Origin of the sequence: Streptomyces sp. DSM 15324, from assembly GCF_001514285.1 — a bacterium.
In the GTDB taxonomy this organism is placed as follows: Bacteria; Actinomycetota; Actinomycetes; order Streptomycetales; family Streptomycetaceae; genus Streptomyces.
Map to the genome: position 1 here is coordinate 245,849 of NZ_KQ949027.1, position 14,456 is coordinate 260,304.

Sequence of the window (14,456 nt, forward strand, 5' to 3'; positions counted from 1 at the left end):
CGTATTTTTCCTCCGCCACGTCGTGTCACTTCTTCGCCCCAGCCACACCCTCGCAACAGGAGCCAGCCGCCCATGAAGGCAGGTGAACGGAGCTGTTGCGTCAACCATCGACCCTGACAACGCCAGCTGACATCAATGACGTTGCACGCGGGCGGCCTTGAGTGAACGTTCACGCTCCCCCGACAGCACCACGAGGGCGGTATGCGGGCCGCGGCATCGAACTCCTCGAGCGGGTGTCGCAGGTTCGAATCCTGCCGGGGGCACCAGCCAAAAGGCCCCGGACCGATCATGGTCCGGGGCCTTTGACATCTGCTTTTGACATCAACGGGGGCGGTCAGCCACGACCGAGGCGCCTCTTCCTGAGGAGCCGGTCCATGTGGCTCATGGCTTCGCGCTGGGTGTCCTGGACGACGTGGGTGTAGGCATCCATGGTGATGCTGGTCTGCGAGTGTCCGAGGATCTCCATCACGACGCGGGGCGCGACTCCGGCCGCTGTGAGGAGGGGGACGGTGCCGTGGCAGGCGTCGTGCAGCCGGATGACGCGGAGGCCGACGGACTCGGCGACGCGGGTGAAGGAGCGGTAGAGGTTGCGCGGCTCGACGGGGCGGCCGGTGCGGGTGGCGAAGACGTAGTCGGAGCCCTGCCAGTTCTCCCCCGCTTTGGCGCGAGCCGCTGTCTGGCGCACTCCTTGCGGCCGCCGCGGGTCTCCCAGATGCCCTCGTCGGGCCGGTCCCAGGCGTCGGCGAGCCAGTCCAGTGTCCTGGCGACCGTGCGCCACCCCTCGGAACTGGCCTGCTGCGCGACCGCGCTGCCCTCGGACACCGCGTAGAGGGCCTCGCCGTAGATGCCCAGCTGGAGCTGGTCGGCGGCGCCGTTGCCGGCACGGACGGGCGAGGAGCCGCGGTAGCCCTCGAAGTGATCGAGCGTCTCCTCGGGCAGGTCGGCGTTGCCGTCGATGCGGTACATCGTCTGGAGCGGTTCCTCCTCCTTGCCCTCGCGCTCGCGCAGCCGGTCCACCAGCCAGTGGACGAAGGCGACGGCCTCGTCGGCGAAGCCGAGATCCAGCATGGCCCGCACGGACAGCGCGCCGTCGCGCACCCAGGTGAACCGGTAGTCCCATCCCGCTGGGCGTTACTGACTGCTGTCGGTCGAGCCCGGGCAGGGCCGACTCCGAGCACGCGCACCGATCCCTGCCCTCTGCATTGCACCGCTCCGCTGGCACCGGAACATCTGGTCGCGGCGGATGGTCTCGACGATGTCCCGCATGCTGCCGCGGCGAGAGCGCTGAAGCTCGCGCAGGAGGAAGGCGTCGGGTGCAGCGGCTTCTGGCACTGGACGCGGGCGATGCCGGCGGGCGTGGGGACGGGTGGGCTCGGTGCGCCCTCCTTCTGCGTGACGGTGGCCGGCTCCGCGGGCTGGGCCTCCCGCCGGGCGTCGTCTGCCGCCGTCCGTGGTTGCGGGACGGAGGCGGTGGCGGTGATCTCGTCGAAGTAGTCCTCGACGACGCTCTGCACACAGCGCAGTCGCCGCCGCAGGAGCACCTCGCCCGGGGCATCGGGCAGCACCTCGAACCACTTCTTGGCCAGGCGACTGGTCCACAGCACGACGACGGTGTCGCGGGTACGGACGTCGGAAACGGCACGTCGGCCGACGTACCAGGTCTTGGGCGCCCTATCCGGCTCGTCCTCGTCCGGTGCGTCGACGCGGCTGATGACCAGCGACTCGTTGCCGAGTCCGTCGTATGCCGCGGCGCGCTCCTCGGCCACGATCCGGTTGGCGACGCTGTCCTTGCCGCTGGCGGAGGCCATGGCGACCGAGCCTGCGGTCATTTCGGCCAGCCGCGCGGCATAACAGTCATAGGCGCGGTCCACCGCCTTCTGCTCGACGGCGATGATCTCGTCGCGCGTGGTGGTGCCCATGTACATGTCCCCTCCCCTTGCAACACCCCGGAGGACGCTGCGACGGGCATACGCCCGGCCCCGTCGAAATAACTACAGAGACCTGCTGGTAACGAACAGTCAGATGGTCAACGTCCCGGCTGGCTCTCCGGCCTCCGCCCGCCAGGCGCGAACCTGGCTCATGCGTGGGGCCGATCTCGTACTGGTGGTAGTGGCATCCCAGGGGCAGAAGTGCGACCAGACGGCGTTGGCGCGGCGAGGGTCTCCGCTGCGGTGTGGCAGTGGAGGCACAGCATCGTGGCCCGCATCGTGGTGTCGGCGAGCCCTGGTACCGCGGCGTCGAGTACGCGATCGATGGAGAGCTCCAGGGCGGCCCGCAGAGCACCCCTGACCGTGACTGTTCATCGCGCACACCGGGGGCAAGGTGCCGCAGGAGGCCATCTCCGACCGTTACGAACTCCTGGAGGAGCTGAGCCACGGCGGCATGGGCGACGTGTGGCGCGGCTACGACGCCGTGCTCGACCGGCCCGTCGCCGTGAAACTCATCCGGCAGGCGTCGGTCACCTCCCCGCACCCGGCCGAGGAGTTCGCCAGCGCTTCCGTCGCGAGGCCCGCATCACCGCGCGTATCCAGCACCCCGGCGTGCCGCAGGTGTACGACGCGGTGCTCGACGCGTCGTACGAGTGGTGTTCCTGGTGATGGAACTCGTCGACGAGGTACCGCTGTCCGCCTACTTCGCCCCCGGCCGCTGCCGGTCAGCTGGGCGCGCACGACGTGCCGGTGATCCACCGGGACCTCAAACCGGGCAACATGCTCGCCGCGCGCGACGGCACCGTGAAGGTCCTCGACTTCGGTATCGCGGCGATGCTGCGGACGGACGTCACCAAGCTGACCGCCGCCGGCAGCCCCATCGGCACCCACCAGTACATGTCCCCCGAGCAGGTCCGCGGCGGACGCACCACCCCACAGACCGACCGGTACGCGCTCGGCTGCGTGCTGTACGAACTCCTCAGCGGGCTGCTCGTGTTCGAGGCGGAGAGCGAGTACGTGCTGATGTATCAGCACGTCAACGCGGCCCCCACCCCACTTCGGCAGCTGCGGCCCGACGTCCCCGAGGCGCTGGAGAAGCTGGTCCTGCACCTGCTGCGCAAGGCGCCCGAGGCGCGGCCCGCCGACACACAGGAGGTGTACGCGCGGTTGCTGCCGTTCCTCCCGCCGCCGGGCCAGGAGCCCGGCACGGCGGATGCCGGACCGGCCGGCGCACCCGACCCGACGGGCGTGTTCCGTCGCCCGTTCGCTCCCCGCGCCCGCGCCCAGGCCCCGGCGCCCGGCGGTCCGGCGCCGACGGCCGTCCTCCCGGGGGCCGCGCCGGTGCCCGTCCCCGCCCGGCTGCGCGAGGACATCAAGGAGGCGTACGCGCATTCCGACGCCCTGCTGGAGGAGGAGCGGTTCGCGCAGGCCGCCGAGGCGCTCGGTTGGCGCCGCCTACGCCCGTATCGCCGGGCCCACCGGCGAGCAGGCCCGCGCCTGCCGCGCCCGGGCGGCCCGGTGCCGCGCCGAGCTCGGCCAGGTCACCAACGCGCTGGCCGCGCTCCAGGGTGTGCCATGAGGGCCGTTCTCACCGGCGCCCTCGCCTTGTGCGGCACCGCGCTCGCCGTCCCGTCCGCCCACGCGGTGGAGACCGACGTAGTGATCAGGAAAGTGTCCTTGAACGGCGGCAAGTCCATCGTCTTCGGCACGTCCCGGACAGAGTCGTTCCCCATCTCCCCGACCTCAGAGCCGAGGAATCCAGCATTTCCGTAACTGATCCACAGTGATCCGCATCCCGGACCTGAGTGTCGATGGCAGTGGGGAAGGGAGGCTTGATCGAGTTCCGTGCGCATCGGGTTGTCGGTGATGCCCAGGGTGGCGGCGCTGGTTCGGGTTCGTGGCGCTGCCGGGCCAGCCGCACGATCCCCCACCGCTCTCCTGAACTACGGCTGTGCGGCGCCCATGCACGCAATCTCACTGCTTGTGGCAATCAGACTGTTGCCTGTGTCACTGCTGAAGCCACCCGGACGGATTGTTCCGAGCGGCGTCCGGGGAAAGTAGTACATGACAGCATTCACCGGCAAATTGTTCACATAAGACTTGACGCCGTGCCAGAGTCCATAATCCAACAGCCGATAACATGCATTGGTACTGGCGGCAGTGAACCATAGCTTTGTATAGTCCGTTCCCGCGTACAGACACAATTTGCCGGAGGGGCAGCCACCGACGGCCTGCGCCGGCGATGCATTCGCCGTTACTCCAACAAAGGACAGCGCGACCGCTGATATCGCGGTAACGGCTTTCAACTTGAAGCTCACAGGGAGTCCCTTTCTGGTCGATTACATAATCGCCGGCCGCTCGTCGAAGTAGCCTAATAAGGCAAGGCGCTACCGGTGCAAATCTTGTCGGAACTGTTGAACGGGAAGGATCCTCCCGTGTCGCTACTGAAGCCACCGGATCGGATTGTTCCGTCTGCGTACCAGTGAACGAGGTCTTGGGAGCTCCAAAGCGTCGCCTTCACCGACAGATTGTTTACGTAGGACATGATGCCGTTGCCCGGCTCTGTGAGTCCATAATCCGACAGCCAGAAACAGGCCCCGGTGCTGGCGGCCGTAAAGGAAAGCGTCCTGTATTCGGTGCTTCTGTAGAGACAGAGCTTTTCCGACGGGCAGCCTCCCACGGCTTCAGCGGGCGCAGCAGTCGCCACCCATGTCCCCGCGGTCATGGCGATGGTCGTCACTACTGGGGCCAAAAGGCGCCAAATCGACATGTGGAATATTCTCCTTCTGGGGTGTCGCAATAGTATTCCAGGATGTCTTGAGGCGATCAAGAGAAGGGAAGCTGCGGTGAAGGAAGTCGATCGGAACATCCCTGTTTGACGAAAATGGGCACCGCGCCCGAACCGCCATCCATCGCCGCGGTCCTCGCCGCTGGTCAGGGGTCGTCGGGTCGCCTCCGGGACCGCCGACGGGCGGGCAGCCTTGAACCCGCAGATGAGGCTTGCGAACACGGTGGATCACACGCTGCGGCTGGTTGGCCGCACCCGACCCGGACTCCTCGTCCAGGGCCATCTGCGGGAGCGGACGATGCGGGACGAGTCGCGCTGCCTGGCGTATCCAACGCCTCAGCGCACTGCCGGCCCCCAGCGCACAAACCCCCACAGGACAAGCCGCTCCGGTACAACACTCAGTCGCCGTTCAGGCTCCGCGGCCGCCGCAGGCACGGCGGGCGCTGATCACGACTCCACGGGCAACGGGGGCGAGCGCCGCGTGGTGTCGCCGATCACCGGGCTCACACATCCAGCCGGTACGGCAGCCGCACGACGATCTCCCGGACGCACGGGCTCATGAGGATCTCTCCAGAGGGGGATTGCATTCGCCAGAGCACGGCAGTCCTGCGCTCCCGCGAGCCGCTCGGCCTTTCTTTTTTCCTCAACCTCTAGTCGAATAGCGCCACTTGAAGCACACGTGTGTCGCCTGTTGCGGATGTCCCCGACCAGGACCCCATGTACCTGCAGCCGACCACGTCACGGGAAGGACCCCCCGCAAGTGACCTACAGACCCTCGATGCTCAGGGCAGCGGCGACCAGTGTCGCCCTTGCCGCGGTGGCAGCCGCGTTCTCGGCCTTCGTGGTGGCGCAGGCCGCGAGGGTGCACCGACGGCGGCCGCGGACCGCCGCGATCCGGTGGACTACGCCAGGCCCGACCACGACTTGGCGCCACCATCAAGGTCGAGATCGTCAGGGAGTCCAGGGACGACTCCATGATCATGCTCAAGGTCGGCCCCGCCGTGTCAACGGGTCCGCGCGAGGCGCCGCGAAGCAGTCCGGGCCGGGTTCACGGCTCCGGGTCGCAGACCTGCGCGTGGAAGACGGCTCGTCCCCCGGAGTGCCGCGACTGTGCGACGGCCGACTGAGCCGGCCGAGCAGCCGTCTGTCCGAAGCTGCCTGAGCGTCCCCCGGCCCGGCATACGGCTACGGCGACCAGCCGCCGTGCCCGACCACGACGCCTGGCGCCGCCGACGGGGTACGGCCCACGACACCCCTCCGTGCGGGCACCCCGGCCCCCGGGGGGTCACCTCTGGCGAGAGATCGCCACGCCAAACGGAGACACACATGACCAGCTCTCCCCTGAACCGTCGCACGTTCGTCCTCCTCGGTGCCACGGTCGCCGCGGCGGCCGGCGCCCGAACATCGGTGGCCGCCGCGGCGACCTCCCCCACGGGCCTCGCCGGCGCGCCGACGCCGGTCCGGATCGTCGACGACAAGGCGACCCCGGCCACCCGCGCCCTGTTCGCGTACCTGAAGCGGCAACAGGGCAGCGGCATCCTGTTCGGTCACCAGCACGACCTCACCTACGGCTTCACCTTCACCACCCCCGACGGCAAGGCGTCCGACACCAGGGCGGCGGTGGGCGACTACCCCGCGGTCTTCGGCTGGGACACCCTCATCCTCGACGGCGACGAACGCCCCGGCGTCGAGGGCGGGACCGGAGCCGAGAACATCGCCGCGCTCAGCCGGTGCATCCGGCAGGGGGACGCACGCGGCGGGATCAACACCCTCAGCGCTCACATGCCGAACTTCGTCACCGGCGAGAACTTCTCCGACACAACGGGCCGAGTGGTCAGCCAGATCCTTCCCGGAGGCGCGAAACACGCGGACTTCACCGCCTTCCTCGACCGCATCGCGAAGGCGGTCAAGGGCGCACGGCGGCCGGACGGCACCGCGATCCCGGTCGTCTTCCGCCCCTTTCACGAGAACAACGGAGCCTGGTTCTGGTGGGGCGCCGGCCACGCCACCCCGGCCGAGTTCATCGAGCTGTTCCGCTACACCGTCGAGTACCTGCGCGACACCAGGGGCGTCCACAACCTGCTCTACGCCTACTCGCCCAACTCGAGTTTCGGAGGCGACCCGACCGGCTACCTGAAGACCTACCCCGGCGACCGTTTCGTCGACATCCTCGGCTACGACTCCTACGACGAAAACGCCGGACCGACCCCCTGGCTGGACGGTGTCGTGAAGGATCTGGCGATGGTGGTCCGGCTGGCGAACGAGCGGGGCAAGGCTCCGGCCTTCACCGAGTTCGGGGACAACGGCACCGAGGTCCGCAACCCGCAGTGGTTCACCCAGCTGTCGCAGGCCGTCCAGGCGGACCCGCTGGCCCGTCAGATGACGTACATGCTCACCTGGGCCAACTTCGGAGGCACCAAGCATGCGTACGTCCCGTACCCGGGCCACGTCCTGCTGCCCGACTTCGTCGCCTACCACCAGGACCCCTACACCCTGTTCGCCGCCGATCTCCGGGGGGTGTTCTCCGCTCGCACCACCGCTGTCAGGAACGCACCGTTCATGCACCTCGTGACCCCTACGGACCGGCAGCGCGTAGCGGCCTCCAAGACCACCGTCCGGGTGCGTGTCACACCCGCGAGGGCGAGCCGGGTCACCTACTGCGTGAACGGCGGACGCGCCAGACGGCTGCGCCTGGACGCCGACGGGTTCTACTCGGGCGACTGGTCGATCGACCCGGCCACGCGGAACAACCGCTCGGTCACCCTCACCGTGAGCGCGCGGGTGGACGGCACGACGCTCACCGACTCGGCCGTGATCCTCCTCGGCGAGGTCGCCCCCCTGCCTGCCGGCTGGGTCGACGACTTCGAGGGATACGCCGGAGACGACACCGCCCTGAGCCAGGCATACACCCATGTCAACTCCCACACCCTCACCCTGTCCGCCGACCACAAGTCCTCCGGCTCCTACGGACTGGCCTACGCGTACGACTTCACCGGCGCCGAGTACACCGGCACAGGCAAGCCGGTCGACGCGGACTGGTCCGCCTTCACGTCCCTTGCGCTGTGGATGCAGGGCGACGGTTCCGCAAACGGCGGGGCGCTCCAGATCGTCGCCGGCGGAGTCGATTTCTGGTACCAGGTTCCGCTGTCCGACACGAGCGGGCAGGAGATCAGGGCACCCTTCAGCGAGTTCACGCCCGCTCCCTGGGACACCGCACACGCCGGAGCCGTGCTCGACGCGGCTCGCCTCGCCAAGGTGACGGCGTTCAATCTGTACCTCGTCCATGGCAGCGACGCGGCGACCAAGGGCATCGTGTACGTGGACGACATCAGGGCCGAATGACACACCGGCACGCGGTAACCCCCTGCCGAATGACACAGCACGGGGTTGCCGCCGCCGCCCCTCCTCACCGACATCGGTGTAGGCCGAAGGCCGGGAACGCGGCGCGGCGCGGCTTCCCGTCGCGGATGCCGTGCGGCAAGGATGACGGGTCATGACGATCGTGTTCCGGGTCCCGGCCGGCGGTGCGGAGCGGGTGGGGTTCGCCTACTCGCCGACGATGGAAGCCGTACTGAGTCTCCATGTGCTGGTGGAGCCCAAGCATCACCCCGTCCAGCACGGCTGGGTGCGTGCGATGCGCAAACTGTCCCCGGCGCTGAAGCGGGAGATCGAGGCGTTCTCCTACGCGGTGCGCTCGTACTTCCCCGAGTTCCTCTTTCCGCAGCCGACCGGCCGACTGGCGGGCTTCGACGACGAACTGGCCCGCTTGCGCGAGGCGGATCCGGAGCTGGTCCGCCTGGAGTTCGCCGTCCCCCTGCTCATGCCCTGGCCGGGCGGCGGCGAGGGCAGGGATCCGCACGTGCTGGGCGAACCGGAGGTACGCCGCCTGTTGCGGGAGCGAGTCGCACGGGAAAGCGACGAAGCGATGGCCGCGATGCTCCTCGACGACCCCCGCGCGCTGCTCGAACGGTTCCTGCGCATGCTGGAGCGCTACTGGCGGGAGGCGTTCGAGGAGGAATGGGTACGGCTCGAACCCGAACTCGCCGCCGGCGTCAGCGAGGCCGGACACCAGATCGAGCAGCGCGGCCTGTACGGGATGCTCCGCGGCCTGTGGCCGGAGGTGCGCAGCGATCCGCAGGCCGAACGCTTCTGGCTGGAGCGGTCGCACGACCATGAGGTCGCCATCGGCCCGGACGACACGCTCGTCCTCGCCCCCAGCGCGTATGTGTGGCCGCACGTACGCGTCAACTGCGACGGTCCGTGGCCCCTGGGGCTCGTCTTCCCCGTCTCCTCGATCGTCCGGGAAGCCCGCCCGCGGATTCCGCCGACCAGGCTCGTCGGCACACTGCGCGCGCTGGCCGACGACACCCGGCTGCGCGCCCTGCGGCTGCTCGCCGAACGCCCGCGCAGTACGCAGGAGTTGGCCCCGCTCGTCGGTGTCAGCGAGGCGGCCCTGTCCAAGCATCTGCGGGTGCTGGCGGACGCGGGCCTGCTGGAGCGCCGCCGCGAGGGCTATTACGTCCTGTACCGGCTTGCGCCCGGACAGGTGGCGGGCTTGACCCCCAGCCTGGAAAGTTTCCTGCACGGCGACGGCGGAGCGGCTGAGGGCGACTGATTAGCCATCTGCCTAATAAGTGGATCAGACCTCCGAACGGACCCGACAGTGGCCGCATGTCACTGCTGAAGGACCGCGACTTCCTGCTTCTCTTCGCCGGCCAGGGCATCTCCCGTTTCGGCGACGGCCTGTACACCGCCGCGACGGCCTGGCTGGCCTGGTCACTGACGAAGGACCCCACGGCCGTCGCCCTGGTCAGCGTCTCCGCGTTCGCGCCGGCGTTCGTGGCGACCTTCGTCGTCGCCTCGTACGCCGACCGCCGCGACCGCCGGAAGCTGATGATCGCCACCGACCTGGCCCGGGTCGCCGTGGTGGCCGTGGCTTCGGTCCTGCTCTCCCTCGGTCTGCTGAACCTGCCCCTGCTCGTGGCCACCACGGCGCTGCTCGCGCTGATCGGCGCCCCGTTCGCCCCGGCCCGCAACGCCATCGTCACGCAGATCGTGCCGGACGACCGCCTCCAGCAGGCCAACGGACTGCTGCAAGTCGCCTTCCGGGCCGCCTTCTTCGTCGGCCCGCTCGTGCTCGCGCCGCTGCTGGCCTTCGGCTCGCTGGAGTCGGCGCTGGTGGTCAACGGGCTGACCTTCCTGGGCTCGGCGGCCGCCGTGGCCGCCATCCGCGTGACCCGCCCCGCTCCGACCAGCGGTCAGACGCGGCTGTGGGCCGATCTCAGCGCCGGGCTCAGGGCGGTACGGGCCTCTCCCGACGTCCTCGTGGTCATCGTGACCTTCGTGCTCGCCCTCGCCCTGACCAACGGTTTCCTGACCGTCGGACTTGTCGCGGTCGTGGGACAGGGCGGTCAGTACGGCCTGCTGCTCGGCGTCGCCGGGGTCGCCGAAGTGGTGGGCGCCCTGCTCCTGGCCGGCCTGCGCATCCGTCGACTCGCACTGGCCGCGGTGCTGGCCTGGGCCCTGCTCGGGATCTTCCGGGCTCCGCTGGGAGCGGTCACCTCCCCTGCTGTGGCGGCGGTTCTCCTGACCGCCACGGGGCTGGCCTCGGCCCTCACGGACATTCCCTTGATCGCCCTGGTGCAGCAGCGGATACCGAGCCATCATCTGGCGAAGGCGCTCGGCCTGTGGGAGGCCGGGGTGGCAGGAGCCCTGGCGATCTCCCCCTTCGTGGCCTCGACCGCCATCACCCTCGCCGGGGTCGAGAACGCCTTCGTCCTCTCGGGAGCCGCCGTTGTCGTCCTGGCCGTGACCGCCGCGCTCGCCCTCGCACGCGTCGGCGCACGGCGGCCCGGTCAGGAGCCCTGCGTCACGGCCGACAGCGCGGCAGGCGTCGCGGCGCCGGAAGAGACAGCGGTGATCACGGCAAAACCGGAGTGACTGCGGTGCGGACGGAGCCGGAGTGCTCCTGTGCCCAAGCGCTCGTTGACGTCCGCTTGCCGAGTGCACGGCGCCGGCGACTACAGGCCGGCGTCGAGGAGACACCCTCGTTGCCTGGGGCGGCTCGCCGGCTGTCGTGTCCGTTCGCCGGGATCAGCGGCCCGGTGTCAGGCCTGTTGCGGTGGTTTCCCGGCGGTGCGTCTGGCGAGCAGTCCGGCCAGCAGCATGACGGACAGGCCGATGCCCACACCGCAGAGCGTCCACAGCACCCGGTAGCCCTCGGCGGCATTGTCGGAGGGCTGCGGCAAGTCCACCAGGATGAGCGCTCCGGCGGCGATGGCCGCGCTGTAGAGGGCGTAGTTCCAGAAGCGGATCAGGGCTCCGTGCATCAGCAGGACGAGGGCGACCACTTCGAGTCCGCGCTCCACCGCGAACAGGTTGCGGCCGCTTTCGCTCGCGGGCACCCACAGCAGCAGCGCGGCCGCGATGGATCCGATCAGCGCGCCGGCGAGGCGTTGCGCGCTGACGAGCGCCGCCTGCTCCAGGCTGGGCTTCATCGCGATCATGGCCGCGATGGGGAGCCAGGAGCCGTACGAGAGATCCAGTCCGAACGCCAGCGCGACGGTTCCGGCGATGACCACGGCGCGGATCACCGCGAACACGATCAGCGGCCGGGTCAGCTTCCGTCGCGAGGTGTCCCCCGGGAGCTCCGAGAAGGGCCGGCCCTGGTCCGTACGCCCCCGGAGAAGCCACCAGAGGAAGGTCACCGTGATCCACAGCGCCGCCCCTCCGGCCCAGGAGAGGACCTGAGCCCAGACGTAGCTGGTGACGTGGGCGTTTCCGTGAATGCTGGACTCGAATCCGACGGCGACGACGAACCAGGTGTTGAGAAGCAGCGCGTCGACGAATCTGTGCACCCCGAACGCGACCGCCAGTCCGGCCACCAGCGTGACGGCGAAAGCCGCCAGCATCAGCCAGCCCCAGGCGTCCGAGCCGATACCGAAGGCCAGTGCGGTCACCCCGGCGCCCACCAGAGCGAAGACCGAGATGGAGGACGCACGGTGTCCGAAGCCGCCCCCGGGGTCGGCCAGCGCCGCGAACAGCAGGCCGAACAACGCGCTGAGCAGGTACACCTCATGCCCGATCGCCCAGAAGACGAACATCGGCACCAGCGCGGCATCGAGGAACGCCACCGCCCGCGGCCAGTTCAGCCCCTCGGCGTTGCGCTCGAACACCTTCGACAGCCACGTCATGGCCTTTCCGCGACCAACGGGCCGTCCTGCGGGTCTGCTCTCGGTGGTCACGACCGCCCTCTCTCGAACACACTCACAATTCGGCAGGTATGCACCTTTACGGAGGAATTCTGCGATCCCGCAGAGTTCGCGGCTCAGCGACCAGCCGGAGGCCGGTGGTGAGGCGAGAGGCCGCCGGGCACTGATCCGCCGTCGCGGATTGCTCGAGGAACGCGCGTGCGGGATCCTTCGGCGCGCTCGCCGTCGTGGCTGACGTGACCGACGAGCTCAGGGAGCTGGGCGGAACGCCCCGCACCATCGAGGTGGCTGAGGCGGTCGGACCGCGGGGCCGGCGGTGGTCCAGGCCGTCCCCACGCAGAGCGGGAGCTCATGGTCCTTCTCCGGAGGGCTGCGCGTCGGTCGCCGCGTGCCTGCCCTGCCGACTCCGGCGGAATGCCCCCACGATGACCTTGACGGCCAGGCCAAGGATGATCAAGTCGGCGAGCATCTGCCCGGTGACCACCAGGCGTGCCGTCTCCGACTTGGCCGTGATGTCGCCGAACCCCACGGTGGAGAACACGGTGACCGCGAAGTAGAGCCCGCCGGTATGCGAAAGGTGCACCCCGAAACTGCCGGGTGACTGCGCGGCGAGCGTGACGTAGGTGGCCGCGAACAGCAACAGGAAGAACGAGACGCTGGTGGCCAGTGCCTCTGCCGCCCGCAGCCCGGGGTAAGTGGACCGGAGGATCGAGCGGACCTGGACGGCGACCAGGACGGCGAACCCCACCAGCGCGATGACGAGCCTGCCGACGGCGGCAGCCGTGGAGGATCGGTCCAGTGGCACCAGGTAGAAGAGGGTCACCAGCGCGGCAACCGAACCGATCACACGCAGAGCGGCACTGACGATGCGGCGACGGGCCTCGATTCGTCCGCGGGATACCGCTCGGGTGTTGGCTTTCAAAGCCTGCGCCTCCAGTCACTCATCCTTCTTCCACGACATCAACATGGCTGGGGAAGCAGACGAGCACCTTCATTAACTAGACCAGACGGGACGCGGTGGCCTGAGCACACGCCACGACTCGCTGAGGTGCCGTCAGTAGCGGTGGCCGGGCCAGTGCGGATCCGTCCAGCGGTCCTCGCCCGTGAGGCCGAGCAGCCGTATCCGGTGCCGCAGGTCCGCTGACGCGCCCGACTCGCGGAGGCGCACGACGGCGTGGCCGAGGAGCCACGCGACCAGTTCGGCGCGCATCTCCCCCTCGTCGTTCTCGTACCAGTCGACGCTCCACGGCAGGCTGTCTCCCAGGAGCTCGTACTCCCATTCCGCCACCGCGTCGGCGAGACGTCGGTCGCTGAGATACCCGGCCTGCCTCTCCCATTCGGCCAGCCAGGGGCCGAGCGTGCCGGACGCCTCGGCGCACAGCGCGAAGACCTGGTGTGCCGGTACGAGTGCATCCGGATCAGTGAGGCTCTGCGCCAACCAGGCATGGAGAAACTCGCGTACCGCACCGGCGTGATCTTCGGGCCATTGCTGCCAGCGGCCGCGGGCCAGGGAGGAACCGGCCTCTTCAAGTCCGCCCAGCGGCTCCGCGCGATCAGCGACCAGGGCCTTGGCGAACTGCGGCAGGATGCGACGCAGCACAGCGGCGTGATCGGTCCAGTCGACGGCCTGCCAGGTCCGGCGCAGGAGATCCGGCTCCAGTTCCACGTCCGGAGTCTTCAGCAGGGATAGCTCCTCCGGGCTGCCCCAGTGGCACTCACAGTTGTGCTCGTCGGGATGCGCGGTCATGCCGCGAAAGGTGACGGACAGGTTCTCCAGCGCGGCGCCGAGACGGCGGCGTGCGGGACAGTCGGCGAGATTCATGTGCCGGCCTTCGAGGACTCCGTACGGCTTCCGCCGACCGAAGGTTGTCACCTTACCCGAGGCAGGTCGGAGCGGTCGGTGACCGCCCGGGACCACGGCCCGAGCCCGCTCAGCGGCTCGGCGCCCCGGGACGCCGAGCCCCTGCCGCGCCGGGCAGCCGACACGGTCAGGCCGGGGTGACCGTGTCCTGAGCGGAGGCCGTGGAGGCCTCCGGGCCCTGCTCCACCGCCTTCGGGTCCATCCACATGACCTGCCAGCCGTGGCCGTCGAGGTCGTAGAAGCTGCGGGAGTACATGAAGCCGTGGTCCTCCGCGCCGTCCGCCTCGGAGGCGCCCGCGGCGAGTGCGGCGGCGCTGACCTCGTCGACCTCGTCGCGGGAGGAGACGCTGAAGCAGTACAGCGCCAGCGTGTGCGTGGTGGGGTCGGCCATCGGCAGTTTCGCGAACTCCGCGAACTTCTCGCGGGTGAGCAGCATGACGAACGCGTGCTCGCCGACCAGCATGCAGGCGGCGGTCTCGTCGGTGAAGAGCGGGTTGAAACGGAATCCGAGGCCGGCGAAGAACGCCTTGCTGCGTTCGAGGTCAGCCACGGGGAGGTTCACGAACAGCATGCGGCCGGGGTGTGCGGGCGCGGTCATGGCGGGTCTCCAGTCGGTGTCTCGCGACGTGTGTCCAGCGACTTACGTCTCGCTTGTCGATGCGTGCGTC

At 69.2% G+C, this 14,456-nt stretch carries 9 protein-coding genes and 4 pseudogenes; 4 read left to right on the forward strand and 9 right to left on the reverse strand.

Annotated elements, in window-relative coordinates:
- Positions 1 to 334: 334 nt before the first annotated feature.
- The 3 pseudogenes from AQJ58_RS17865 to AQJ58_RS45885 all read right to left on the reverse strand — a co-directional run.
- Positions 335 to 682 (reverse strand): annotated as a pseudogene (locus AQJ58_RS17865) (tyrosine-type recombinase/integrase); the annotation flags it as partial.
- Positions 667 to 1,119, reverse strand: a pseudogene (locus tag AQJ58_RS40845) (glycoside hydrolase family 15 protein); the annotation flags it as partial. The pseudogenes AQJ58_RS17865 and AQJ58_RS40845, both read right to left, overlap by 16 nt.
- A gap of 108 nt (positions 1,120 to 1,227) precedes the next feature.
- Positions 1,228 to 1,925 (reverse strand): annotated as a pseudogene (locus AQJ58_RS45885) (ATP-dependent DNA helicase); the annotation flags it as partial.
- A 397-nt stretch (positions 1,926 to 2,322) separates the two neighbouring features.
- Between AQJ58_RS45885 and AQJ58_RS17880 the strand changes: the two are divergent.
- Positions 2,323 to 3,501: pseudogene (locus AQJ58_RS17880) on the forward strand (protein kinase domain-containing protein); the annotation flags it as partial.
- Between the two features lie 370 nt (positions 3,502 to 3,871).
- Here the strand turns inward: AQJ58_RS17880 and AQJ58_RS40860 are convergent.
- Together AQJ58_RS40860 and AQJ58_RS40865 are read right to left on the reverse strand one after the other, a co-directional pair.
- Positions 3,872 to 4,246 (reverse strand): peptidase inhibitor family I36 protein, encoded by a 375-nt coding sequence (locus tag AQJ58_RS40860; RefSeq protein WP_079079000.1) that lies wholly within the window; start codon positions 4,244 to 4,246, stop codon positions 3,872 to 3,874.
- A 53-nt stretch (positions 4,247 to 4,299) separates the two neighbouring features.
- Positions 4,300 to 4,698: a peptidase inhibitor gene (locus AQJ58_RS40865; protein ID WP_079079001.1), complete on the reverse strand. Its 399-nt coding sequence runs from the start codon at positions 4,696 to 4,698 to the stop codon at positions 4,300 to 4,302.
- 1,344 nt (positions 4,699 to 6,042) lie between these two features.
- Here AQJ58_RS40865 and AQJ58_RS17885 point away from each other — a divergent pair.
- From AQJ58_RS17885 to AQJ58_RS17895, 3 genes are all read left to right on the forward strand, one after another.
- Positions 6,043 to 8,058, forward strand: a complete 2,016-nt coding sequence (locus AQJ58_RS17885) for a glycosyl hydrolase (RefSeq protein WP_067251280.1) — start codon at positions 6,043 to 6,045, stop codon at positions 8,056 to 8,058.
- A gap of 151 nt (positions 8,059 to 8,209) precedes the next feature.
- Positions 8,210 to 9,331, forward strand: coding sequence for an ArsR/SmtB family transcription factor (locus AQJ58_RS17890; RefSeq protein WP_067251282.1), 1,122 nt, complete (start codon positions 8,210 to 8,212; stop codon positions 9,329 to 9,331).
- A 56-nt stretch (positions 9,332 to 9,387) separates the two neighbouring features.
- Entirely contained in the window at positions 9,388 to 10,656 is a 1,269-nt protein-coding gene (locus tag AQJ58_RS17895; RefSeq protein WP_067251284.1) for an MFS transporter, read from the forward strand.
- A gap of 167 nt (positions 10,657 to 10,823) precedes the next feature.
- Here the strand turns inward: AQJ58_RS17895 and AQJ58_RS17900 are convergent, their stop codons facing one another.
- The 4 genes from AQJ58_RS17900 to AQJ58_RS17915 all read right to left on the reverse strand — a co-directional run bounded on the left by AQJ58_RS17900 (position 10,824) and on the right by AQJ58_RS17915 (position 14,386).
- Positions 10,824 to 11,909 (reverse strand): FUSC family protein, encoded by a 1,086-nt coding sequence (locus AQJ58_RS17900; RefSeq protein ID WP_067251286.1) that lies wholly within the window; start codon positions 11,907 to 11,909, stop codon positions 10,824 to 10,826.
- Between the two features lie 367 nt (positions 11,910 to 12,276).
- Entirely contained in the window at positions 12,277 to 12,774 is a 498-nt protein-coding gene (locus tag AQJ58_RS17905) for a potassium channel family protein (RefSeq protein ID WP_234360080.1), read from the reverse strand.
- Between the two features lie 207 nt (positions 12,775 to 12,981).
- The gene (locus AQJ58_RS17910) at positions 12,982 to 13,749 is read right to left on the reverse strand and encodes a hypothetical protein (RefSeq protein ID WP_067251288.1); all 768 of its coding nucleotides are present in this window, start codon (positions 13,747 to 13,749) and stop codon (positions 12,982 to 12,984) included.
- A 166-nt stretch (positions 13,750 to 13,915) separates the two neighbouring features.
- On the reverse strand, positions 13,916 to 14,386 hold the full coding sequence (locus tag AQJ58_RS17915) for a VOC family protein (RefSeq protein ID WP_199844606.1): 471 nt from the start codon (positions 14,384 to 14,386) through the stop codon (positions 13,916 to 13,918).
- Positions 14,387 to 14,456: the final 70 nt, after the last annotated feature.

What these genes read in the sequence shown, in the direction of transcription:
- AQJ58_RS17915 (WP_199844606.1), bottom strand. Translation starts at nt 14,386, where the DNA reads ATGACCGCGCCCGCACACCCCGGCCGCATGCTGTTCGTGAACCTCCCC.
- AQJ58_RS40865 (WP_079079001.1), bottom strand. Translation starts at nt 4,698, where the DNA reads ATGTCGATTTGGCGCCTTTTGGCCCCAGTAGTGACGACCATCGCCATG.
- AQJ58_RS17890 (WP_067251282.1), top strand. Translation starts at nt 8,210, where the DNA reads ATGACGATCGTGTTCCGGGTCCCGGCCGGCGGTGCGGAGCGGGTGGGG.
- AQJ58_RS17900 (WP_067251286.1), bottom strand. Translation starts at nt 11,909, where the DNA reads ATGACGTGGCTGTCGAAGGTGTTCGAGCGCAACGCCGAGGGGCTGAAC.
- AQJ58_RS17895 (WP_067251284.1), top strand. Translation starts at nt 9,388, where the DNA reads ATGTCACTGCTGAAGGACCGCGACTTCCTGCTTCTCTTCGCCGGCCAG.
- AQJ58_RS17885 (WP_067251280.1), top strand. Translation starts at nt 6,043, where the DNA reads ATGACCAGCTCTCCCCTGAACCGTCGCACGTTCGTCCTCCTCGGTGCC.
- AQJ58_RS17910 (WP_067251288.1), bottom strand. Translation starts at nt 13,749, where the DNA reads ATGAATCTCGCCGACTGTCCCGCACGCCGCCGTCTCGGCGCCGCGCTG.